This window comes from Shinella sp. BE166 (genome assembly GCF_051201095.1).
In the GTDB taxonomy this organism is placed as follows: Bacteria; Pseudomonadota; Alphaproteobacteria; order Rhizobiales; family Rhizobiaceae; genus Shinella; species Shinella lacus.
On the sequence record NZ_JBPEHL010000012.1, the window covers coordinates 43,146 to 66,131 of the forward strand.

Sequence of the window (22,986 nt, forward strand, 5' to 3'; positions counted from 1 at the left end):
GATGCCCCCGGAGGTGCCGGAAGAAAACCGCAAAGATCGCCGGCCCGCTCATTCGTCGTCCTCATCCATTTCGCCGGTCAGCCGCATGCCGTCGATCCAGGTCGCCCCGTCATTCCGCACGACGCGCTTGGCCCGCACGCCGCAGCGCGTCTCCACCTCCTGCGCCAGCCGCTCGGAATGGGTGACGATCCACAACTGGCTCGTCTCGGCGGCCCGCGCGATCATTTCGGCCAGCGGCGACAGCATATCCGGATGGAGGCTCGCCTCCGGCTCGTTCAGCGCGATCAGCGGCGGCGTGCGGTACGAAAGCAATGCCGCCGCTAGCGCCAAAAAACGAATCTGCCCGTCGGAAAGCTCGCGCGGCTGGAAGATGCGCTGGGGAAACTGCGGGAAGGTCAGCCCGTAGGAGGCGAATTCCTCCGGCTCCGGCACGGAAAGCCGCGCGCCGCCAAAGGCATCCGCCACCGCCCGGTCGAGATCGACCGTGTCGCCCCGCGTCCATTTCAGCGTCGCGAACACCGCCGCCATGTTCGCCCCGTCCTCGTCGAGCAGCGGCGCGGTGACGGCAAGGCAGGGCTGACGCAACGCCGAATCGCGGTCCGAGCGAAAGCCATGGAAGAACCGCCATTGCGAAACCGCACGACGGAACGTGCCGACCTCCGGATAATGGCCGGCATCGCCGAGGAGGGCGATAGCGGTCTCGGAGGTCAGGGCCTGTTCGGGATATTCCACCATCCGGCCCGCCTCGCTGCGCACCATGATGCCCGGCCCGCCGCGTTTCATCATCGTCACCGGCCGGCGGCCGGTCTCGATCGACAATTCCTCGGCCTTGACATGCGGCTCGAAGGCGAAACCCGCGGCATCGATCGGCGGCCGCAACCCCGCCTCGACGCGGTAGCGGAAGGTGATCGCCCGATCCTCGTCGAGCAGTTCGGCTTCCAGCCGGATGCGCACCGGCTCGTTCACGCGGCGCTTGCCCGTCCACAGCGCCGAGGCCATGCCGCCTTCCGCCGCGATCTCATGGGCGAAATTGCCGCGCACCGCCGCCTGCACCAGTTGCAGCGAGCGATAGAGGTTCGACTTGCCCGCCCCGTTCTCGCCGACGAACAGGTTCACCCGCCCGAGATCCATGCGGATCGAGCGCAGCGAACGATAGTTTTCGGCGGACATGGAGCGCAGCAGCATGAAGCGTATCCGGAATCAGAAGAACGATCGTCTCTATACCGGGCACCATGTCCAGAGGAAGGCGGCCGGTGAAGCAAACGTTAACGCAAATCACCGACCATGCGGCAAACGGCCGAAGGGCATGCCATGAACGAACTTCTCATCATCGCCGACCAGACCCTGATGACCGAGCGGCAAAGCTGGCTCGCGTCGCTTGCCGAAGAGCGGCGGCTGTCGGAGAACACGCTGGACGCCTACGAGCGCGACACAAGGCAGTTCCTCACCTTCCTGACGCAGCACCTTGCCGCCCCCGCACGCCTCAAGGACATTGGCGACCTGCGCCCCGCGGACCTGCGCGGCTTCCTCGCCAGCCGGCGCCGCGATGGTGCGGGTGCTCGCACGCTCGGCCGCGGCCTTGCCGGCCTGCGCTCCTTCCTGCGCCATCTGGAGCGCAAGGGCCTTGCCAATGCGGCCGGTGCCTCCGCCGTACGCTCGCCGAAACAGCCGAAATCCCTGCCGAAGCCGCTCTCCGCCGGACAGGCGATCGCCGTCGTCGATGCCAGCGAACAGCTTGCCGACGAACCGTGGATCCGCGTGCGCAATGCCGCGGTGCTGACGCTGCTCTACGGCTGCGGCCTGCGCATCTCCGAGGCGCTGTCGCTGACGCCCGCCGATTTCGCCGGCACGCCGACGTCGCTGCGCATCACCGGCAAGGGCGACAAGATGCGCATCGTGCCGCTGATCGCCCCCGCGCTGACCGGCGTCGAGGATTACATCAAACTCTGCCCCATCCCGCTGGCCGAGGACAGGCCGCTGTTCCGCGGGATGCGCGGCGGACCGTTGCAGCCCGCCATCATCCAGCGCGAAATGCAGAAGATGCGCAGCGCGCTCGGCCTGCCGGACAGCGCCACGCCGCATGCGCTGCGCCATTCCTTCGCCACGCATCTGCTGGCCGGCGGCGGGGACCTGCGCACCATCCAGGAACTGCTCGGCCATGCCAGCCTCTCGACCACGCAGGTCTATACCGGCGTCGATTCGGCCCGGCTGCTGGAAATCTACGACCGAGCGCACCCCCGCGCCTGAATCCGTTAACGGCTTGCGGCTAGGGTCGCCAAAAATATGCAGGGAGTTCGACCATGACAGTCCTTCTTCACAAGAGCCGCATGGTGCTGGCCGACCGGCTGGCCGATGCCGGCCTCTGGGCGCTTGCGGCTATCCATCTCCTCATCGCCCTCTCCGTCCTCGTCGTGCTGGCGACCCTCTCCCCCGCCCATGCGCAGGAGCCGCCGGCCTGCGGCGGCGACAACCTGCTGACGAAATTCGAAAAGGACGACCCGGCTGGCTTCGCCAAGCTGCGCGCCGAGGCGGATGCCGTGCCGAACGGCAAGGGCATCTTCTGGAAGATCGAGAAGGACGGCAAGCCCGCCTCCTGGCTGCTCGGCACCATGCATGTGACGGACCCGCGCGTGCTCGCCATGCCGGAAGCGGCGCGCACCGCCTATGCCGATGCCGCCACCATCGTCGTCGAATCGGACGAGATCGCCGACGAGAAGAAGGCGGGCGCGGCCATCATGGCGCGGCCGGACCTCACCATGTTCACCGACGGAAAATCCATCACCGATTTCCTCGACAAGCAGGATGCGGAGAAGCTTGCGGAAGGCCTGAAGGGTCGCGGCCTTTCGCTCGCCGCAGTCGGACGCATGAAGCCGTGGATGATCGCAAGCTTCGTCGCGCTGCCCGCCTGCGAGATCGCCCGCAAGACCGCCGGCGCCGCCTTCCTCGACCAGCAGCTCGCCAAGACCGCGCTCGCCGAAGGCAAGACGCTGAAGGGCCTCGAAACACTGATCGAGCAGATTTCCGCCCTCGATTCTCTGCCGGTCGAACCGCAGGTCCAGGGCCTCGTGCAGACGCTGGAACTCGGCGATACGCTGACGGATGTTATCGAGACGATGAGCCAGCTCTACCTTGCCGGCGATACCGGCATGATCATGCCGATGATGCGGGCCTCCGCGCCTGAGACGGACGAGGACGCCAAGGCCTATGCCGATTTCGAGCAGCGCATCATCATCGACCGTAACCACACGATGGCAGAACGGGCGGCCGCGATTCTGGCGGACGGCAACGTCTTCATCGCCGTCGGCGCGCTGCATCTCGCCGGCCCGGAAGGGGTCGTCGAACTCCTGCGCAAGCAGGGCTTTACGGTAACCGCGGTGAACTGACCCGGCGCCCCACGCCGCACAGCATGGTGCGAACGATCAGCTTGTGGAACGGCATGATGGCGGCGAGGTAAAGCCGGCCGAGCAGGTTGTTGCGGTGCACGAGCGTCATCACGCTCAGGGTCTGGCCGCTCGGCCGGTCCTGCCGGATATCGATGACGATGCGGAAATCGAGATGCTTGTCGTCGAAGCCGAGCACGACACGGTCGTCGCTGGCGCTCACCACCGGAAATCCGCCGATCTCCACCGCCGATGTCGCGGCCTGTTCCGCCGCCCGCTTCAGGCCGAAGGGCGCGACCAGCGCATTGCGCAGCGCCATCAGTCTGCGCACCCAGCCCGGCGGATGTTCGAGCGCCAGCCGCGCCGCCTCCCGCGCCGTGAGATGATCGACGGGCAGGCCGAGCGTGAAACGATCCGCCCAGTCGGCAGTCGGCAGAAGCGGGTGCGGGAGCGAGACGGGTCTCGATACGGGGGACATGAAGGCCATCCTTTACAGCCTGCATGGTGCCCCTGATCGAGCAGAGAGGACAGGCGGCCGGTTGTCGCAGCCGCCTGATCCGGATCACATATGGATCGGCTTGAAGAAGGTTGCCAGCGCCGCTTCCTTGACGGCTTCCGACATGGTCGGGTGCGCATGGCAGGTGCGGCCGAGGTCTTCGGAGGAACCGCCGAATTCCATCAGCACGGCGGCCTCGTGGATCATCTCGCCGGCGCCGAAGCCGACGATGTGCACGCCGAGCACGCGGTCGGTCTCCTTGTCGGCCAGGACCTTCACGAAGCCGTCGGTCGCCAGCATGGCGCGGGCGCGGCCGTTCGCGGTGAAGGGGAACTTGCCGGCCTTGTAGGCGACGCCCGCGGCCTTCAGCTCCTCTTCCGTCTTGCCGACGGAGGCGACTTCCGGCTGGGTGTAGACGACACCCGGAATGACGTCGTAGTTCACATGGCCCGCCTGGCCGGCGAGGATTTCGGCAACGGCGACACCCTCGTCTTCCGCCTTGTGGGCGAGCATCGGGCCGCGCACCACGTCGCCGAGCGCATAGATGCCGGCAATGTTGGTCTGGAAGTGGTTGTCGATCTCGACGCGGCCGCGGTTGTCGAGCACCACGCCCGCTTCCTTGAGGCCAAGGCCTTCGGTGTAGGGCTTGCGGCCGGTGGCGATCAGCACGACGTCGGCCTCGATCGTGGCGGCATCGCCGCCCTTGACCGGTTCGAAGGTCACCTTGGCGCCCGCGCCGGCCTTCTCCACGCCGGTCACCTTGGCGCCGAGCTTGAACTCCATGCCCTGCTTGGCGAGCATGCGCTGGAACTGCTTCGAGACCTCGCCGTCCATGCCGCCGAGGATCGTGTCGAGATATTCGATGACCGTGACCTTGGCGCCGAGACGCGCCCAGACCGAGCCGAGCTCCAGCCCGATCACGCCGCCGCCGACGACGATGAGGTGGCCCGGCACCTTTTCGAGCGCGATGCCGCCGGTGGACGAGATGATGACCTTCTCGTCGATATCGACCGGAACGCCCGGAATGCCGGCGACGTCGGAGCCCGTGGCGATGACGATGTTCTTCGTCTCCAGGACCTGCTCCTCGCCCTTGTCGTTGGTGACGGAGACCTTGCCTGCACCCAGCACCTTGCCGGTGCCCTGGATGCCGTCGATCTTGTTCTTCTTGAAGAGGAAGGCGACGCCGTCGACATTCGACTTCACGGTCGCATCCTTGTGCGCCATCATCTTCGGCAGGTTGAGCGTCGGCTTCACACCGTCGATGCCGAGCGCTTCCATGCCATGGCCGGCCTGGTGGTAGACCTCGGAGGCGTGCAGCAGGGCCTTCGACGGGATGCAGCCGACATTGAGGCAGGTGCCGCCATAGGTCTGGCGCTTCTCGACGACGGCGACCTTCAGGCCGAGCTGGGCCGCCTTGATGGCGCAGACATAGCCGCCGGGGCCGGAACCGATAACGATGAGATCATATGCCATGACAAGTCCTTCCTGCGCGGGGCCTAGCGGCCGCCGCTGACGTTGAGGGCGGCACCCGTGACGTAGGATGCCGCATCGGAGAGAAGATAGAGAATGGAATGGGCGACTTCATCGGCCGTGCCCGGCCGCTGCATGGGTATGAGCGATGCCATGTCGCGCGCCCGGTCCGGCAGGCCGCCGGAAGCGTGGATATCGGTGTCGATGATGCCGGGGCGCACAAGATTGACGCGCACGCCTTCCGTCGCGACCTCGCGGGCAAGCCCGATGGTAAAACTTTCGATCGCGCCCTTGCTCGCGGCATAATCGACATATTGCCCGGCCGAACCCAGCTGCGCTGCCACCGACGAGATATTGACGATCGAGCCACCCTTGCCGCCATGGCGCGTCGACATGCGGCGCACGGCCTCCTGCGCGCAGCGGATCGAGCCCATGACATTGACCGCGAACATGCGCTCCAGCCGCTCGGCGGACATTTCGTCGACGCGCTGCGGCAGGGCGACGATGCCCGCATTGTTCACCAGCCCTTCGAGCCGGCCGAACGTGCCATCGATGGTGGAGAAGATATTGGCAAGGCCAAGCTCGCTGCCGACGTCGCCCTGAACCGTAATCGCCGAGCCGCCCATGGCGTGGATATCCGCAACCACGGCCTCCGCGGCTTCGAGGTTTGCCACATAGTTCACCGCGACCTGCCAGCCGGCGGCGCCCGCCATGCGGCAGACGCTGGCGCCGATGCCGCGGCTGCCGCCGGTGACGAGAAGAACGGGCGCTTCCGTCATGCGGCGCATCCTTTGCGCTTGAGCACGTCCCACGGCGCCACCTTGGCCTTGCCCTCGTCCCAAAGCGTCGAATAGCGCAGGGACGGGCCGAAGCCGGCGAGCAGCAGCGTTTCGGCCGCCTTGGCGCCCTCAGCGGGCAGCAGGTCCGCACCACCAGACCCGTCGAGCGTGTAGACCACGCCTTCCCAGACGGTGCAGGCGGCGATTTCCTCGCCGGTCACGTCGCCCTCAGGGCAATTGTGCATGACCATGCCGTTCGAGCGGGCAGGATCATCGCCGGGCATGACGATGCCGTCGAGAACTGTGCCGCTGGAGAGAATCTTGACCTTGAAATGATGGCTCGTCGCGGCAGCACTCGACCCGACGGGTTCGAAGGTCAGTTCATAGCCCCCGTCGCGATCCGCATAGATCGCGCGGTCCTGCCGGCACTCCGCCGCGGAGGCGGCGGTCGCGGCGAAAAGTCCGGCGACGACGAGGGCGGTGCGCATGGCTCAGTGGGCCTTTTCCGTCGCGAGCTTGATGCCGAGCGCGATGAAGACGAGGCCGCTGGCGCGATCGATCCACTGGCTCATGCGCGAAAAGGCGGCCCGCATGCGCGGCGTCGTCATGAACAGCGAGACGCCGACGAACCAGGCGATGAGGCAGGAAGCCATGACGAGGCCGTAGCCGAACTTGATGGCGATCGGCGTGTGGGCGCTGACGACGGTCGAGAAGATCGACAGGAAGAAGAAGACCGGCTTGGGGTTCAGCGCATTGGCGAGGAAGCCGAGGCCGAAGGCGCGCAAGGCCGACTGCTCGCCCTTGCCGTCCTCGTCGCCCTTCACCGCCTCCACGGACATGTCCGTCTTGCCGGCACGCAGCGCCTTGATGCCGATATAGATGAGGTAAGCGACGCCGCACCACTTCACGATGTTGAAGAGGTAGATCGACTGGGAAATGATGAGGCCGAGGCCGAGGATCGTGTAGGTGACGTGAAACATCAGCGACGTGCCGACGCCGAAGGACGTGATGATCGCCGCGCGGCGCCCATGCACGATCGACTGGCGCATGACCATGGCAAGGTCGGCGCCCGGCGAGACGATGGCGAAAGAGAAGATCGCCATCAGCGAGGCGAGTTCGAGAAGGTAGGTGCTCATGGGATACTTGCCTCCTAGAAGATGACCACGCCCGCCATGACCGCAAGGCCCGCCAGTGCGACGAGCCAGACGATCGAACGGATATAGGGAATGCCTGCCAGATAGAGCGGAAGATAGACGAGCCGGGCGACGAACCACAGCCAGGCGCCGGCGAGCCCACAGCCCCCCGGATCACCCGCGATGGCAAGCGCCAGGGCGAGGGCGACGAAGCCGGGATAGGTTTCCCGGAAATTGGCCGACGCGCGGCCCGCGCGTCCGGCAAGCTTGCCTGTCGGCTCCCGCCCGCCATCCCGCGGGCCGGCATTCCAGGCGGAACCGAGTTCGCGCGTGGAAAGCACGCCCTGGAGCCCGATATGGAAGACGAGCAGCGCCACGCTCAGTGCCAGGAGCACGAGCATGGGCGAAGACGCTGACGCTGCCATGACCATCCCCTCTTAGAGATCGAGAACGAGGCGTTCCGGATCTTCCAGGCTGTCCTTGACGCGAACCAGGAAGGTGACGGCTTCCTTGCCGTCAACCATGCGGTGGTCGTAGGACAGTGCCAGATACATCATCGGACGGATGACGATCTGGCCGCCGACGACGACCGGGCGCTCTTGGATCTTGTGCATGCCGAGGATGCCGGACTGCGGGGCATTCAGGATCGGCGAGGACATCAGCGAACCGTAGACGCCGCCGTTCGAGATGGTGAACGTGCCGCCCTGCATGTCGGCCATGGAGAGCGCGCCGTCACGGGCGAGCTTGCCGAGGCGGCCGATATCCTTTTCGATCTCGGCAATCGACATCTGGTCGGCATCGCGCACGACCGGAACGACGAGGCCCTTGTCGGTGCCGACGGCGACGCCGATGTGGCAATAGTTCTTGTAGATGATGTCCGTGCCGTCGATCTCGGCGTTGACCGCCGGCAGTTCCTTCAGCGCGTGGGTCACGGCCTTGGTGAAGAAGCCCATGAAGCCGAGCTTCACGCCGTGCTTCTTCTCGAACAGGTCCTTGTAGCGGTTGCGCAGGTCCATCACGGCCGACATGTCCACCTCGTTATAGGTGGTGAGCATGGCGGCGGTGTTCTGCGCGTCCTTGAGGCGCTTGGCGATCGTCTGGCGCAGGCGCGTCATCTTCACGCGCTCTTCGCGCGGCGCATCGGCCTCGGAGGAAGCCGCACGGGCGACAACCTTGACCGGCTCGGCAACGGCAGCCGGCGTCGAAACGCCCTTGGCGACAGCGGCGAGCACGTCGCCCTTCAGCACCTGGCCACGCTTGCCGGAACCATCGACCTGGTCGGCGGAGATGTTGTTTTCCGCAAGCAGCTTGGCGGCCGAGGGTGCAGCCGGCATGGACGACGCAGCCGCGGCGGGCTTGGCCTCGGCAGCCGGAGCGGCCGCAACCTTCTCGACCTTTTCGGCGGCGGCAGGCGCGCTTGCTCCGGCGGAGCCGCTCGCCGAGATCTGGCCGAGCAGGCCGCCCGGCTCGACCGTGTCGCCGGCATTCGCAACGATTTCCGACAGGACGCCAGCGGCCGGTGCCGGCACTTCGATCGTCACCTTGTCGGTTTCGAGCTCACAGAGCGGCTCGTCGGCCTTGATGACGTCGCCGACCTTCTTGAACCAGGTGCCGACGGTCGCTTCGCTGACGGATTCTCCCAAAGTCGGGACGCGGATTTCGGTAGCCATGAGTGTTTTCCGTTCGTGATTCTTTTCGTGGTTACTGGAGTGCAGGGCGGATCAACCGCCCAGCGCGTCCTCGAGGAAGGCGGCGAGCTGTGCGAGGTGCTTCGACATCAGGCCCGTTGCAGGCGACGCTGCGGCCGGACGGCCGGTGTAGCGCACGCGCTGGTACTTGGCGTCGATATGGGCGAGCACCCATTCGAGATAGGGGTCGATGAACGCCCAGCCACCCATGTTCTTGGGCTCTTCCTGGCACCAGACCATCTCGGCATTGCGGAAGCGCGACAGCTCGTTGATCAGCGCCTTGGCCGGGAACGGATAGAGCTGTTCCAGGCGCAGCAGGTAGACGTCGTCGATGCCGCGCTTTTCGCGCTCTTCCAGAAGGTCGTAATAGACCTTGCCCGAGCACATCACGACGCGGCGGATCTTGGCGTCCTTTTGCAGCTTGATCGGGCCGTCCTTGATGACCTCCGCGTCGTCCCACAGCAGGCGGTGGAACGAGCTTTCGCCCGCCATTTCCGACAGCGAGGAGACGGCGCGCTTGTGGCGCAGCAGCGACTTCGGCGTCATCATGATCAGCGGCTTGCGGAAGTCGCGCTTCACCTGGCGGCGCAGGATGTGGAAGTAGTTCGCCGGCGTCGTGACGTTGGCGACCTGCATGTTGTCCTCGGCGCACATCTGCAACCAGCGTTCGAGGCGGGCGGAGGAGTGCTCCGGACCCTGGCCCTCATAGCCGTGCGGCAGCAGGCAAACGAGGCCCGACATGCGCAGCCACTTGCGTTCGCCCGACGAGATGAACTGGTCGAAGACGACCTGCGCACCATTGGCGAAGTCGCCGAACTGGGCTTCCCACAGCGTCAGCGCATTCGGACGGGCCAGCGAATAGCCATATTCGAAGCCGAGCACGGCCTCTTCCGAGAGCATCGAGTTGATGACCTCGTAACGGGCCTGGGTCGGCGCCAGATTGGCGAGCGGGATGTAGCGGTCTTCGGTCTCCTGGTCGTAGAGAACCGAATGGCGCTGCGAGAAGGTGCCGCGTTCGCAATCCTGACCGGACAGGCGGATCTTCGTGCCCTCGACGCAGAGCGTGCCGAAGGCGAGCGCTTCGCCCATTGCCCAGTCGATGCCCTCGCCCGTCTCCACCATCTGCATGCGGTTGTCCATGAACCGCTGGATGGTCTTGTGGGCCTTGAAACCTTCCGGGATCGTCGAGATCTTGCGGCCGATTTCCTTGAGCTGCTTCATCGGCACCGAGGTCTTGCCGCGGCGCTGTTCGTCCTGGTTGTCGGCCGAGCGCAGGCCCGACCAGGCACCGTCCAGCCAGTCGGCCTTGTTCGGCTTGTAGGACTGGCCGGCCTCGAATTCCTGTTCGAGATTGGCGCGCCAGTCGGCCTTCATCTTCTCGAATTCGCCTTCGCTGATCACGCCCTCGGCAATCAGGCGCGCGCCATAGATGTTGACCACGGTCTTGTGGGCGCGGATCGCCTTGTACATCTTCGGCTGCGTGAACGCCGGCTCGTCGCCTTCGTTATGGCCGAAGCGGCGGTAGCAGAACATGTCCAGCACCACCGGCTTGTGGAACTTCATGCGGAATTCGGTCGCGATCTTGGCGGCGTAAGTCACCGCTTCCGGATCGTCGCCGTTCACGTGGAAGATCGGCGCCTCGATCATCTTCGCCACATCCGACGGGTAGGGCGAGGAGCGCGAGAAGGCCGGGTTCGTCGTGAAGCCGATCTGGTTGTTGATGATGACGTGCACCGTACCGGCGACGCGGTGGCCGCGCAGGCCCGACAGGCCGAGGATTTCAGCCGTCACGCCCTGCCCGGCAAAGGCCGCATCGCCGTGCAGAAGCAGCGGCATGACCTGGGCGCGTTCGAAGAGCGGGATGATATCGCCCTCGAAGACCTTCGCCATCTGGTCCTGCTTGGCGCGGGCCTTGCCCATGACGACCGGGTTGACGATTTCGAGATGCGACGGGTTCGCCGTCAGCGACAGATGCACCTTGTTGCCGTCGAACTCGCGGTCCGAGGAGGCACCGAGGTGGTACTTCACGTCGCCCGAACCTTCGACTTCGTCCGGCGCGTAGGAGCCGCCCTTGAACTCGTGGAAGACGGCGCGGTGGGGCTTCGCCATCACGTTCGTCAGAACGTTGAGGCGGCCGCGATGCGCCATGCCGAGCACGATTTCCTTCAGGCCGAGCTGGCCGCCGCGCTTGATGATCTGCTCCAGCGCCGGGATCAGCGCTTCACCGCCATCGAGGCCGAAGCGCTTGGTGCCCTTGTACTTGACGTCGATGAACTGCTCGAAGCCTTCCGACTCGATCAGCTTCTGCAGGATCGCCTTCTTGCCTTCCGGCGTGAAATCGACGCCCTTGTCCGGGCCTTCGATGCGCTCCTGGATCCAGCCCTTTTCTTCCGGGTTGGAGATGTGCATGAACTCGACGCCGATCGTCGAGCAATAGGTCCGCTCGAGGATTTCGACCATCTCGCGGATGCTCGCGTATTCGAGGCCGAGCACGTTATCGATGAAGATCTTGCGGTCGAGGTCGGCATCCGTGAAGCCGTAGTTCGACGGCGACAGCTCGTGATAATCCTCGACGGGTGCCGCGATGCCGAGCGGGTCGAGCTTGGCATGCAGGTGGCCGCGGGCGCGGTAGGCGCGGATCATCATGATGGCGCGCACCGAATCGCGCGTCGCCTGGTTGACATCGGCCTGGTTGACGGGCGCGCCGGTCTGGACCGCAACGGCTTCCGCCTTGGCCTGGACCTTCTTCTCAAGCACCTTCTCGACGACGCCCCAGTTGCCGTCGAGCGCCGAGACGAGCTCGCCATTGGCCGCGATCGGCCAGTTGGCGCGCTTCCAAGAGGCGCCCTTGGCGGCCTTCACGATGTCGGAGGGCTGGTCTTCCAGCGCCTTGAAAAAGGCCTGCCACTCTTCGCCGACGGAAGCGGGGTCCGCCTCATACTTCGCGTAGAGCTGTTCGATATAGGCCGCGTTCGCCCCGTCGAGGAAGGACGTGGCGAGAAATTGTTCGTTGGCGTCTAGTCGTGCCATGGTGTTTCGCGGGCGCCGCGCCCGCCTCCCGAACGATCGTGTTGACCGGGCTTTCCCCGGATTGCCGCCCGCCGCAGGCCTGTCCGCCGCGCGCCGGGAAGAGACGGATCGGCCGGCATTTTCAGCCGGCCCACCCAGTTTTGATGTTTCAGCCCTTCAGGACTTCGACCAGCGTCTTGCCGAGGCGGGCCGGCGAGGGCGAAACGCGGATGCCCGCGGATTCCATCGCCGCGATCTTGGATTCCGCATCACCCTTGCCGCCGGAAACGACGGCGCCGGCGTGACCCATGGTGCGGCCCTTCGGAGCGGTGCGGCCCGCGATGAAGCCGGCCATCGGCTTCTTGCGGCCTTTCTTGGCTTCGTCGATGAGGAACTGTGCCGCATCTTCTTCAGCCGAGCCGCCGATTTCGCCGATCATGATGATGGAGGTCGTGGCGTCGTCCGCCAGGAACATTTCCAGCACGTCGATGAATTCGGTGCCCTTGACCGGGTCGCCGCCGATGCCGACGGCCGTGGTCTGGCCGAGGCCTTCGTTGGAGGTCTGGAACACGGCTTCATAGGTAAGCGTGCCAGAGCGCGAAACAATACCGACCGAACCCTTGCGGAAGATCGAGCCCGGCATGATGCCGATCTTGCATTCTTCCGGCGTCAGGATGCCCGGGCAGTTCGGGCCGAGCAGGCGCGAGGAGGAGCGGTCGAGGCGGGCCTTGACGCGCACCATGTCGGCAACCGGGATGCCTTCGGTGATGCAGGTGATGAAGGGGATTTCCGCTTCGATCGCCTCGATGATCGCGTCCGCGGCACCTGCCGGCGGAACGTAGATCACGGAGGCGTCCGCGCCAGTCTTTTCCTTGCCTTCGGCAACCGAGGCGAAGATCGGCAGGCTTTCGCCCTTCGAGCCGGTCCAGGTTTCGCCGCCCTTCTTCGGGTGGATGCCGCCGACCATCTGCGTGCCGTAATAGGCGAGCGCCTGTTCGGTGTGGAAGGTGCCGGTCTTGCCGGTCAGGCCCTGAACGAGGACCTTGGTGTTCTTGTTGACGAGAATCGACATGAGGTCAGGTCCTTCAATTAGCCGTTGATCGCGGCGACGATCTTCTTGGCAGCATCATCCAGATCGTCGGCGGCGGTGATCGCCAGGCCCGATTCGTTGAGGATCTTCTTGCCAAGCTCGACATTCGTGCCTTCGAGACGAACGACCAGCGGAACCTTGAGGCCGACTTCCTGCACGGCCGCAACGACACCCTCGGCGATGACATCGCACTTCATGATGCCGCCGAAGATGTTGACGAGGATGCCCTCGACCTTCGGGTCTGCCGTGATGATCTTGAAGGCAGCCGCGACCTTCTCCTTGCCGGCGCCGCCGCCGACGTCGCAGAAGTTCGCCGGCTCCTTGCCGTAGAGCTTGATGATGTCCATCGTCGCCATGGCGAGACCGGCACCGTTGACCATGCAGCCGATATTGCCGTCGAGCGCCACATAGGCGAGGTCCCACTTGGAGGCCTCGATTTCCTTGGCGTCCTCTTCGGTCTCGTCGCGCAGCGCCTTAATGTCGTCGTGGCGGAAGAGCGCGTTGCCGTCGAACGACACCTTTGCGTCGAGAACGCGCATGCGGCCGTTCTTCATGACGATCAGCGGGTTGATCTCCAAGAGGCTCATGTCTTTCTCGACAAAGGCCTTGTAGAGGATCGGGAAGAGCTTTTCGGCGTCCGCCTTGGCTTCGCCTTCGAGCTTCAGCGCCGAGGTGAGCTTGGCCAGGTCGTCGGCGGTAACGCCGGCTTCCGGGTTGATCGCGACGGTGAGGATCTTTTCCGGCGTGTCATGCGCCACGGCCTCGATGTCCATGCCGCCTTCCGTCGAAACGACGAAGGCGACCTGGCCGACGGAGCGGTCGACGAGCAGCGAAAGATAGAGTTCGCGGTCGATGTCGGCGCCGTCCTCGATGTAGAGGCGATTCACCTGCTTGCCGGCCGGGCCGGTCTGCGCGGTGACGAGCGTGTTGCCGAGCATTTCCTTGGCATGGGCCTTGGCCTCCTCGATCGAGAAGGCGAGGCGCACGCCGCCCTTGGCGTCGGGGCCGAGTTCCTTGAACTTGCCCTTGCCGCGGCCGCCGGCGTGGATCTGGCTCTTGACCACGTAGAGCGGGCCGGGAAGCGATTTCGCAGCCGCTTCAGCCTCGTCGGCGGAGAAGATGGCAACGCCTTCGGCAACCGGTGCGCCAAAGCTCTTCAGCAGAGCCTTGCCCTGATATTCATGAATGTTCATGGGGAAAATCCTGTCCTGATGCCGGGATTACTTCAGCGAAGGCGCGATGTTGATGCAGGCTTCGCAAAGGCCGGCGACGGCCGCGACCGACTTTTCGAAGGCTTCCTGTTCGGCCTTGTTGAACTCGACTTCGATGATGCGCTCGACACCACCCTCGCCGATGATGGTAGGCACGCCGACATACATGTCCTTCACGCCGTACTGGCCGGAGAGATAGGCCGCGCAGGGCAGGACGCGCTTCTTGTCCTTGAGGAAGGATTCGGCCATTTCGATCGCCGAAGCGGCCGGGGCGTAATAGGCCGAGCCGGTCTTGAGCAGGCCGACGATTTCGGCGCCGCCGTCACGGGTGCGCTGGATGATTTCTTCGAGGCGCTCCTTGGTGACCCAGCCCATCTTGACGAGGTCGGTCAGCGGGATGCCGCCGACGGTGGAGTAGCGGGCGAGCGGCACCATCGTGTCGCCATGGCCACCGAGAACGAAGGCGGTGACGTCCTGCACGGAAACCTTGAATTCTTCCGAGAGGAAGAGGCGGAAGCGGGCCGAGTCCAGCACGCCAGCCATGCCGACGACCATGTTCTTCGGCAGGCCCGAGAACTTCTGCAGCGCCCAGACCATCGCGTCGAGCGGGTTGGTGATGCAGATGACGAAGGCGTTCGGCGCGTACTTCTTGATGCCGGCGCCGACCTGTTCCATGACCTTGAGGTTGATGCCGAGCAGGTCGTCGCGGCTCATGCCGGGCTTGCGGGCAACACCGGCGGTGACGATGCAGACGTCCGCGCCTTCGATGGCGGCGTAGTCGCTGGCGCCCGTCAGCGAGGCATTGAAGCCTTCGACCGGCGAGGACTGGGCAATGTCGAGGCCCTTACCCTGCGGGATGCCGTCGGCGATGTCGAAGAGGACGATGTCGCCCAGCTCCTTCAGGCCGGCGAGATGCGCCAGCGTGCCACCGATCATTCCAGAACCAATAAGTGCGATCTTCTTGCGGGCCATGAAAGCTTCCTCTTGCTCCGATCAACAGGCCCCCAATGTCGCAATTGCGGGACCTTTCGGCGCAAGGGCTTACGCTTGTCAGGTTAAAAATTCAACACATACTTTTGCATCGAAGATTTTCAATCGGTTAGATGCAAAAATACTTACGTAAACGTAAGAACTTCTGTCACGCTTTCGTCACGTCATCGCCATATCGGGCGGTGTGATCTGCGAGATATTCCGTGCTGCGGATCTCTATGAGGCGCGAGACGGTGCGGTCGAACTCGAAACCTTCGGTGCCCTTGCGGGTCACCAGAAGCTCTTCCGGGGCGGCCGCCGCCGAGGCGAAGAGCCGGACACGATGGTCGTAGACCGTGTCGACGAGATTGATGAAGCGCTTGGTCTCGTTGCGCTTGTCGGCGCCGAGCAAGGGGATGTGATCGACGAACAGCGTGTCGTAATGCGCGAGGATTTCGAGATAGTCGGCAGCACCCAGCGGGCGCTGGCAGAGATCGGCAAAGGAAAAGCGCGCCGCCCGGCCCGCCGCCTGCGGCACGGTTATGCTGCGGCCACGGAAGGCGATCGTCTCGGCATCGACCTGCTTGCCCGCCACCTCGCGCCGCCAGGCCGCATCCATCGCCATGTCGGCTTCCGGCGTCAGCGGATAGCGGAAGACCGGCAGGCCACTGTCCTTCTCCAGCCGGTAATCCGTCAAGGAGTCGAGCGGCACGATCTCGACATACTGTTTCAGGAGATCGACGAAGGGCAGGAACAGGCCGCGGTTCAAGCCGTCCTTGTAGAGGTTGTCCGGCTCGACATTGGATGTCGCCACCAGGATGCAACCGCGTTGAAAAAGCTCGCCGAAGAGGCGGGACAGGATCATCGCATCGGCAATGTCCGTCACCGAAAACTCGTCGAAGCAGAGAAGGCGCGCCTCCTCGATCAGGCTCTCCGCCACCGGGGGTACGGGATCAGCCTGCTTGGTCTCGCCGGCCTTCAGCTTCTGGCGGTGCTTGTGGATGCGGTCGTGCACATCGGCCATGAATTCATGGAAATGCGCCCGGCGCTTGCGCTTGACCCGCGCCTGCTCGAAGAACATGTCCATCAGCATGGTCTTGCCGCGCCCGACGCCGCCGTAGAGGTAAAGGCCCTTGGGGGCGCTGACGGTCTCGGGCTTGCGGGAGGCGAAGAGCCAGCCCAGCGCGCTGGATTTGCGCGCGGGACGCTGGGCATGCAGGTCGAGCAGCAGCCGGTCGAAACGGGCCGCCATCGCCTTCTGCGCCGGGTCGGGTTTCAGTTCGCCGCTCGCGACAAGGGCCTTCAGCCTATCCGAAACGCCATGGTCCGGATGTGTCGACCCGCTGTCCCAGTCCTTGCCCATGGGCGGAGGCTACCGTTTCGTGTCGGAGGACAAGGATTAGCGCGAGAGGCTGACGGGCTGGCCGGAATTGGTCGAACCGTCGAAGCGCGCATCCGCCGACTTGTAGAGGCGGGCGATCGCATTGCCGGCGCGGTCCTTCAGCACGACCTGCTTGCCGGCCACTTCCCAGGAGCCCATCGCCGTCAATTCGCCGGCGCAACCGCGCGTGCCGCCGCGCGAACCGCTGCCGAGATTGGTGAGCGTCAGGAACATGTCGCAGGAGGACGGGCCGCTTGCCACGCGCCAGTTGCCGACCATGGATTCCTTGGTGACGTCGAGCGCCGTCGCGGCTGCCGCATCGCCCGTACCGGTGCCCGTCGCCATCGCCGTCTCGGTTGTCGGCTTTTCCGGGAACTGCGAGGTATCGGTCGTCGGATCGGGAAGCTGGCTCGACGAAACGGTGCCAACCGGTGCGGCTTCGAGCGGCGTAATGTTCTGCTGCGTATTGACGCTGTCCATGGACGAGGAGGTCCGCTGGCACCCGGCCAGAGCAAGCGCCATCATCAGCCCGCCTGCCACATGTACAATCCGCATGTCGATACTCCCGATATCTGCCCGATACTGCTGCCATGCAGCAATTTCCGCCGAATTAACGTGAATCGCCCGTACGAATCAAGATGAAACGGCCCGATTGACCGGGCCGTCTTTCACGTTTCGTGAACGGTCGGTCATATGTCAGAGCCGACGCTCGACCATCATCTTCTTGATCTCGCCGATTGCCTTGGCCGGATTAAGGCCTTTCGGGCAGGCCTGGGCGCAATTCATGATCGTATGGCAGCGATAGAGGCGGAAAGGATCTTCCAGATTGTCGAGACGCTCGCCCGTTGCCTCGTCGCGGCTGTCGATCAGCCAGCGGTAGGCCTGGAGGAGGACGGCGGGGCCGAGATAGCGGTCGCCGTTCCACCAGTAGCTCGGACAGGAGGTCGAGCAGCAGGCGCACAGGATGCACTCGTAGAGGCCGTCGAGCTTGAGGCGATCCTCATGGCTCTGCTTCCATTCCTTGGCCGGCGCCGGCGACACGGTCTTCAACCACGGCTCGATCGAGCGGTGCTGGGCGTAGAAGTTGGTGAGGTCCGGAATGAGGTCCTTGACCACAGGCATGTGCGGCAGCGGATAGACCTTCACCGTGCCCTTCACCTCGTCCATGCCCTTGGTGCAGGCGAGCGTGTTGGTGCCGTCGATGTTCATGGCGCAGGAGCCGCAGATGCCCTCGCGGCAGGAGCGGCGCAGCGTCAACGTCGGGTCGATCTTGTTCTTGATGTAGAGCAGCGCGTCCAGCACCATCGGGCCGCAATCGTCGACGTCGATGTAGAACGTGTCGATCGACGGGTTCTTCCCGTCGTCCGGGTTCCAGCGGTAGATGCGGAACTCGCGGGTGTTCGTGGCGCCGTCCGGCTTCGGCCAGACCTTGCCTTCGGTCATCTGCGAGTTTTTCGGGAGAGCGAGTTCAACCATGTCCTGTTCTCCTCGGGATCAGTAGACGCGGGCCTTGGGCTCGATCTTCTTGGGATCGATCCCGTCCGCGATGAGGTCGGTGTGCACCGGGCGATAGTCGAGCGTCACGTCGCCCGCCTCGTTCACCCAGGACAGCGTGTGCTTGCGCCAGTTGACGTCGTCGCGGCCGCCGAAGGGGCCGTCGACATAGTCTTCGCGGGCATGCGAGCCGCGGCTTTCCTTGCGCGCTTCGGCACCGTAGACGGTCGTGATGGCGTTCGCCATCAGGTTTTCCAGCTCCAGCGTCTCGACGAGGTCGGAGTTCCAAATCATCGAGCGGTCGGTGACCTTGATGTCCGGCATTTCCTTCCAGATCGCCGTCATGCGCTTGCAGCCGCTTTCGAGCGATTCCTGGGTGCGGAACACGGCGGCGTCGTCCTGCATGGTGCGCTGCATCTTGTCGCGCAGGATGGCCGTCGGCGTGCCGCCATTGGCGTTCCTGAGGCGATCGAAGCGGTCCATGATCTTGTCGCAGGCGGCAATGTCGAGCGCCGGCACGGAGCCGACGCGGTCGATCACCTGGCCGGCGCGGATGGCGGCGGCGCGGCCGAAGACCACGAGGTCGATCAGCGAGTTGGAGCCGAGGCGGTTGGCGCCGTGCACCGAGGCACAGCCGGCCTCGCCGACAGCCATCAGGCCGGGGGCGATGCGCTCCGGGTTCTCGCTGTTGGCGTTCAGCACCTCGCCCCAGTAGTTCGTCGGCACGCCGCCCATGTTGTAGTGCACGGTCGGAAGCACGGGGATCGGCTCGCGCGTCACATCGACGCCGGCAAAGATCTTTGCGCTCTCGGAAATGCCCGGCAGGCGCTCGTGCAGCACGGCCGGATCGAGATGGTCGAGATGCAGATAGATGTGATCCTTGTTCTTGCCGACGCCGCGGCCTTCGCGGATTTCCATCGTCATGCAGCGCGAGACGACGTCGCGGGACGCGAGATCCTTCGCCGACGGCGCATAACGCTCCATGAAGCGCTCGCCTTCCGAATTGACGAGATACCCGCCCTCGCCGCGTGCGCCCTCGGTGATGAGGCAGCCTGCGCCGTAGATACCGGTCGGGTGGAACTGGACGAATTCCATGTCCTGCAGCGGCAGGCCGGCGCGTGCGATCATGCCGCCGCCGTCGCCCGTGCAGGTATGCGCCGAGGTGGCGGAGAAATAGGCGCGGCCGTAGCCGCCGGTCGCCAGCACCACCATCTTGGCGGCGAAGCGGTGGATCGTGCCGTCATCAAGGTTCCAGGCGACGACGCCGGTGCAGCGGCCATCGGCCGACATGATCAGGTCGAGCGCGAAATATTCGATGAAGAATTCCGCATTGTTGCGCAGCGACTGACCGTAGAGCGTATGCAGGATGGCGTGGCCGGTCCGGTCGGCGGCGGCACAGGTGCGCTGCACCGGCGGGCCTTCGCCGTAATTCTGCATGTGGCCGCCGAACGGCCGCTGGTAGATCTTGCCTTCCTCGTTGCGCGAGAAGGGCACGCCGTAATGCTCAAGCTCATAGACCGCCTTGGGCGCTTCCATGGCGAGATACTGCATGGCATCGACGTCGCCGAGCCAGTCGGAACCCTTGACGGTGTCGTAGAGGTGCCACTGCCAGCTATCCGGCGTCATGTTCTGCAGCGAGGCCGCGATGCCGCCCTGGGCGGCGACGGTGTGCGAACGCGTCGGGAAAACCTTGGTTATGCAGGCCGTCTTGAGGCCCTGTTCGGCCATGCCGAGCGTGGCGCGAAGGCCCGCACCGCCGGCGCCGACGACGATCACGTCGAAGGAATGGTCCACATAATTATAGGCCTTGCCGTTGGCCGCCGGGGAGGAGATCGCTGCCATGATGGATTATCCTGCGAAGGCGATTTTGAGGACGGCGAAAAGACAGAGCCCGCCGACCAGGATCGCGAAGAAGGTGTTGAGCATGAGAAGGCCGATCTTGCCCTCCGCATGCACGTAGTCCTCGATGATGACCTGCATGCCGAGCTTCATGTGGATGAGGCCGGAGACGACGACAAGGCCCATGAGGACGGCGACGATCGGGTTCGAGAGCGCTGCGGTCACTTCGGCGTAGGAGGCGCCGTTGTAGCAGATCAGGAAGCCGATGAAGAAGAGGATGAGCGGAACGTTGGCGACGGCCGTCAGGCGCTGGCGCCAGAAGTGCTCCGTGCCGTCCTTTGCCGAGCCGAGGCCGCGAACCTTGCCGAGGGGCGTGCGCATGTCCATGGGGCTCTCCTCAGCGGGCCAGGGTGCCGATGATCCAGATCAGCACCGTCAGGGCGACGGCGACGACCGGGGTCACGATGGCAAGTTTGGTGGAAAAGTTCTTCTCGTAGCCATGGCCGAGGTCCCACATGAAGTGGCGAAGGCCGCCCAGCATGTGCTGCATCAGCGCCCAGGTATAGCCGAACAGCACGACGCGGCCGATCAGCGAGCCGAAGAGCCAGTTGGCCCAGTCGAAATAGGCTTGCCCGGACGCGGCCGCGATCAGCCAGAAGGCGACGAGCACGGTGCCGAAATAAAGTGCAGCGCCGGTTATGCGATGCACGATGGACATGACCATCGTCGGAATCGGCTTGTAGACTTGGAGATGCGGCGAGAGTGGCCGGCTTCGAGTGACATTCGCCATCTGAACCTCACGGAACCCCGGAGAGCCAAAAACTGGACAAATTTTCTCCGGAATTGCAGTATGTTGTGCACAATGTAGTGATTGCGACGTTTAATCACCAGCGTGCGGAACCACAAGCCTCATTGCAGTGCAAAATGAATTTAATCGATTAGACGGCATGCCTGAAATTGCGCCATTTTGGGACGCATTTCCAGCGTTAACGATATCGACGGAATCCATAACCAAATCCGTGACTTTTGCCCCTCGCTGCGCCATCTTGCCGTTAAGGATCTGTTAAGCGTAATCCGGAAGGCAGGACAGAATGACTCTGTTTTCAGCGCCCCATGCGACCAAAGTGCTAGTGCTTGCGGTCGCCCTTGTGGCAGGCGGCATGACGACCGCAAAGGCCGGCGATGGCAATTTCAACTCGGGCTGGTCGAACGGCAACGTCAGCGGCTACATGGTCACGCGCCGTGACCGGCATGGCCGCGATGGCTGGCGCCAGCGCGATCGCCGGTCATTCGACGATCGGCGCACCGAGCGGCACCGCGATCGCCATTGGCGCAACAAGGACCGGAATTTCTACGGCGGCAGCGTCGCAGCCTATAACGATCCCGGCAACGGCATCTATTTCTACTTCGACGGCGATTCCTATCCGCGCATCATCGAGCGAACCTACGCCGAAAGCCGCGGCCCGAAGGTCATCCACGTCGTGCCGGGCCTGAGCGCCTGCTCCTGGGAATCCGGCGTCTGCGTCGTCCGGCCCTAGAGCAATTCCAGCAAAAGTGCGGCACGCGGTTTTGCGTCCGGAATTGCGTAAAAACAAAGAGATAGAGCGTTTTCGCGATTCGAAGAAAAGCGGGATTGCTCTAGGCGAGGAAACGCCAGACCGTCGTTTTCTTGACTTCGCTGTCCTCCAGCGCCCGCGTCACCGGCACCGTATAGGTGGCGAGCGCTTCCATGCGCTCACGCGGGCAATAGGCGCGGCCGGGATCGCCGACGAGCACGGTGGCGCCGCGGGCGGCGAGCGCTGAAAACCACGGGATCAGCACATCGGCAAAGCCGCGGTCGTAGAAGACATCGCCGGCGAGCACGACGTCCCATCCCTCGTCCCGGCCAATCATGTTTTCGACGGTATAGTCCAGCGCGACGCCGTTGAGGGCGGCGTTCAGCCGGATCGCCGTCTCGCTCCACGGATCAATATCCGCCGCCAGTACGGTCGTTGCTCCCGCCAGACGCGCTGCGATGCCGACGAGGCCGGACCCGCTTGCAAAGTCGATCACCGATTTGCCGGCAACCAATCCTGAATGATCGAGCACATGGCGCGCCAGCCCCTGCCCGCCGGCCCAGGCGAAGGCCCAGAATGGCGGCGGCAGGCCAATCGCCTCCAGCTCCTCCTCCGTTTTCAGCCACAGGTCATGCGCCTCGGTGGCGAGCCTTAGCGTCACCTCCGGCACATGCGGCGGCGACAGAACGCCGGTATTGTCGCGGATGAAGACTTCGGGGTCCGTTTTCACCGGAGCATCGTTCCGAAAATGCTCAGCGTGGCGGCTTGGAAAGGCCGCCCATGCGGCAGACCTCGATCCACTCTTCTTCGGTCACCGGCTGCACCGAAAGGCGCATGGAGGTAACAAGCGCCATGTTGGAGAGTTTCGGATTGGCCTTGATGGCCTTCAGCGATACCGGCTTCGGCATGTCCTGCACCGCGCGGATATCAACGCAATCCCAGCGCGGATCCTCGCCGGCCGTCGAATCGGGGTGCGACAGGGCGCAGACCTCTGTGAAGCCGACGATCTCCAGCCCCTCGTTGGAGTGGTAGAAGAAGCCCTTGTCGCCGACCTTCATCGCCCGCATGTGGTTGCGCGCCAGATAATTGCGCACGCCGGTCCATTCGGTGCCGGCAGCGCCCGCGTCCTTCTGCATCTGCCACGACCATTTGAAGGGTTCGGACTTGTAGAGCCAGTATGCCATGCGTCTCAGGCCTCCGGATTGTTGAAGACCCAGTTCCAGGCCTTCACCTCGACGGAGGCGAAGAGGCCCGCCTTGGCATAGGGGTCGTTGTCGGCGATCTGCCGCGCGTCCTCGATGGTCTCGGCCTTGACCACGACGAGGCTGCCGGTCGGCTTGCCGTCCTCGCCCAGGAACGGGCCGGCGAAAGCGAGCTTGCCGCCCGCATTGAGCTCGTTCAGGTAGGCGACGTGTTCCGGGCGCGTATCGAGGCGCACCTGGAGCGCGCCGGGCTTGTCTGCGCAGATGAATGCGAAAAGCATGAAACGAT

24 protein-coding genes are annotated in these 22,986 nt (G+C 64.4%); 3 read left to right on the plus strand and 21 right to left on the minus strand.

Features of this window, described 5'->3' with window-relative positions:
- Positions 1-48: 48 nt before the first annotated feature.
- Positions 49-1,185, minus strand: coding sequence for an AAA family ATPase (locus J2Y63_RS24705; RefSeq protein WP_435268259.1), 1,137 nt, complete (start codon positions 1,183-1,185; stop codon positions 49-51).
- A 126-nt stretch (positions 1,186-1,311) separates the two neighbouring features.
- Between J2Y63_RS24705 and J2Y63_RS24710 the strand changes: the two genes are divergently transcribed.
- Both J2Y63_RS24710 and J2Y63_RS24715 read left to right on the plus strand, forming a co-directional pair.
- Entirely contained in the window at positions 1,312-2,247 is a 936-nt protein-coding gene (locus J2Y63_RS24710; RefSeq protein WP_435268260.1) for a tyrosine recombinase XerC, read from the plus strand.
- Positions 2,248-2,300: 53 nt separating this feature from the next.
- Positions 2,301-3,383, plus strand: coding sequence for a TraB/GumN family protein (locus J2Y63_RS24715; protein WP_435268261.1), 1,083 nt, complete (start codon positions 2,301-2,303; stop codon positions 3,381-3,383).
- On the opposite strand, the gene J2Y63_RS24720 is transcribed toward J2Y63_RS24715, so the two are convergent.
- From J2Y63_RS24720 to sdhC, 17 genes are all read right to left on the minus strand, one after another.
- Positions 3,361-3,858, minus strand: coding sequence for a DUF2867 domain-containing protein (locus J2Y63_RS24720; protein ID WP_435268262.1), 498 nt, complete (start codon positions 3,856-3,858; stop codon positions 3,361-3,363). The genes J2Y63_RS24715 and J2Y63_RS24720 overlap by 23 nt on opposite strands.
- Before the next feature lie 84 nt (positions 3,859-3,942).
- Positions 3,943-5,349 carry a dihydrolipoyl dehydrogenase gene (gene lpdA / locus J2Y63_RS24725; RefSeq protein WP_435268263.1) on the minus strand — a complete coding sequence of 469 codons (1,407 nt, stop codon included), beginning with the start codon at positions 5,347-5,349 and terminating at the stop codon, positions 3,943-3,945.
- A 23-nt stretch (positions 5,350-5,372) separates the two neighbouring features.
- Entirely contained in the window at positions 5,373-6,125 is a 753-nt protein-coding gene (locus J2Y63_RS24730; RefSeq protein WP_435268264.1) for an SDR family oxidoreductase, read from the minus strand.
- Positions 6,122-6,613 (minus strand): hypothetical protein, encoded by a 492-nt coding sequence (locus tag J2Y63_RS24735; protein ID WP_435268265.1) that lies wholly within the window; start codon positions 6,611-6,613, stop codon positions 6,122-6,124. Before J2Y63_RS24735 ends, J2Y63_RS24730 begins: the two co-directional genes overlap by 4 nt.
- Before the next feature lie 3 nt (positions 6,614-6,616).
- The gene (locus J2Y63_RS24740; RefSeq protein ID WP_435268266.1) at positions 6,617-7,261 is read right to left on the minus strand and encodes a LysE family translocator; all 645 of its coding nucleotides are present in this window, start codon (positions 7,259-7,261) and stop codon (positions 6,617-6,619) included.
- A 14-nt stretch (positions 7,262-7,275) separates the two neighbouring features.
- Positions 7,276-7,689, minus strand: a complete 414-nt coding sequence (locus tag J2Y63_RS24745) for an MAPEG family protein (protein ID WP_435268267.1) — start codon at positions 7,687-7,689, stop codon at positions 7,276-7,278.
- A gap of 6 nt (positions 7,690-7,695) precedes the next feature.
- Positions 7,696-8,928: a 2-oxoglutarate dehydrogenase complex dihydrolipoyllysine-residue succinyltransferase gene (odhB, locus tag J2Y63_RS24750; protein ID WP_435268268.1), complete on the minus strand. Its 1,233-nt coding sequence runs from the start codon at positions 8,926-8,928 to the stop codon at positions 7,696-7,698.
- Between the two features lie 51 nt (positions 8,929-8,979).
- Positions 8,980-11,976, minus strand: coding sequence for a 2-oxoglutarate dehydrogenase E1 component (locus J2Y63_RS24755; RefSeq protein ID WP_435268269.1), 2,997 nt, complete (start codon positions 11,974-11,976; stop codon positions 8,980-8,982).
- 148 nt (positions 11,977-12,124) lie between these two features.
- Complete coding sequence (gene sucD / locus J2Y63_RS24760) at positions 12,125-13,027, minus strand: succinate--CoA ligase subunit alpha (RefSeq protein ID WP_256119426.1); 903 nt, start codon at positions 13,025-13,027, stop codon at positions 12,125-12,127.
- 17 nt (positions 13,028-13,044) lie between these two features.
- Positions 13,045-14,238: an ADP-forming succinate--CoA ligase subunit beta gene (gene sucC, locus J2Y63_RS24765; protein WP_069060767.1), complete on the minus strand. Its 1,194-nt coding sequence runs from the start codon at positions 14,236-14,238 to the stop codon at positions 13,045-13,047.
- 27 nt (positions 14,239-14,265) lie between these two features.
- Entirely contained in the window at positions 14,266-15,228 is a 963-nt protein-coding gene (mdh, locus tag J2Y63_RS24770; RefSeq protein ID WP_256119427.1) for a malate dehydrogenase, read from the minus strand.
- 166 nt (positions 15,229-15,394) lie between these two features.
- The gene (gene zapE, locus J2Y63_RS24775) at positions 15,395-16,588 is read right to left on the minus strand and encodes a cell division protein ZapE (RefSeq protein ID WP_435268270.1); all 1,194 of its coding nucleotides are present in this window, start codon (positions 16,586-16,588) and stop codon (positions 15,395-15,397) included.
- A gap of 36 nt (positions 16,589-16,624) precedes the next feature.
- The gene (locus tag J2Y63_RS24780) at positions 16,625-17,161 is read right to left on the minus strand and encodes a protease inhibitor Inh/omp19 family protein (RefSeq protein ID WP_256119429.1); all 537 of its coding nucleotides are present in this window, start codon (positions 17,159-17,161) and stop codon (positions 16,625-16,627) included.
- A gap of 141 nt (positions 17,162-17,302) precedes the next feature.
- Positions 17,303-18,082 carry a succinate dehydrogenase iron-sulfur subunit gene (locus J2Y63_RS24785; RefSeq protein WP_256119430.1) on the minus strand — a complete coding sequence of 260 codons (780 nt, stop codon included), beginning with the start codon at positions 18,080-18,082 and terminating at the stop codon, positions 17,303-17,305.
- 18 nt (positions 18,083-18,100) lie between these two features.
- A complete protein-coding gene (sdhA, locus tag J2Y63_RS24790) occupies positions 18,101-19,942 on the minus strand; it encodes a succinate dehydrogenase flavoprotein subunit (RefSeq protein WP_435268271.1) in 1,842 nt (613 codons plus the stop codon).
- Between the two features lie 6 nt (positions 19,943-19,948).
- Complete coding sequence (sdhD, locus tag J2Y63_RS24795; protein WP_435268272.1) at positions 19,949-20,326, minus strand: succinate dehydrogenase, hydrophobic membrane anchor protein; 378 nt, start codon at positions 20,324-20,326, stop codon at positions 19,949-19,951.
- Between the two features lie 10 nt (positions 20,327-20,336).
- On the minus strand, positions 20,337-20,729 hold the full coding sequence (gene sdhC / locus J2Y63_RS24800) for a succinate dehydrogenase, cytochrome b556 subunit (RefSeq protein WP_256119433.1): 393 nt from the start codon (positions 20,727-20,729) through the stop codon (positions 20,337-20,339).
- A gap of 370 nt (positions 20,730-21,099) precedes the next feature.
- Between sdhC and J2Y63_RS24805 the strand changes: the two genes are divergently transcribed.
- Positions 21,100-21,477: a hypothetical protein gene (locus J2Y63_RS24805; protein WP_435268273.1), complete on the plus strand. Its 378-nt coding sequence runs from the start codon at positions 21,100-21,102 to the stop codon at positions 21,475-21,477.
- A gap of 100 nt (positions 21,478-21,577) precedes the next feature.
- Here J2Y63_RS24805 and J2Y63_RS24810 read toward each other — a convergent pair whose 3' ends face one another.
- Genes J2Y63_RS24810 through J2Y63_RS24820 form a run of 3 tightly spaced genes read right to left on the minus strand, consistent with a single transcriptional unit; the run spans position 21,578 to position 22,978 of the window.
- Positions 21,578-22,225, minus strand: coding sequence for a class I SAM-dependent methyltransferase (locus J2Y63_RS24810; RefSeq protein WP_435268274.1), 648 nt, complete (start codon positions 22,223-22,225; stop codon positions 21,578-21,580).
- A gap of 22 nt (positions 22,226-22,247) precedes the next feature.
- Entirely contained in the window at positions 22,248-22,679 is a 432-nt protein-coding gene (locus J2Y63_RS24815) for an EVE domain-containing protein (RefSeq protein WP_435268275.1), read from the minus strand.
- A 5-nt stretch (positions 22,680-22,684) separates the two neighbouring features.
- A complete protein-coding gene (locus J2Y63_RS24820) occupies positions 22,685-22,978 on the minus strand; it encodes a YciI-like protein (RefSeq protein ID WP_256119437.1) in 294 nt (97 codons plus the stop codon).
- Between the last annotated feature and the right edge of the window lie 8 nt (positions 22,979-22,986).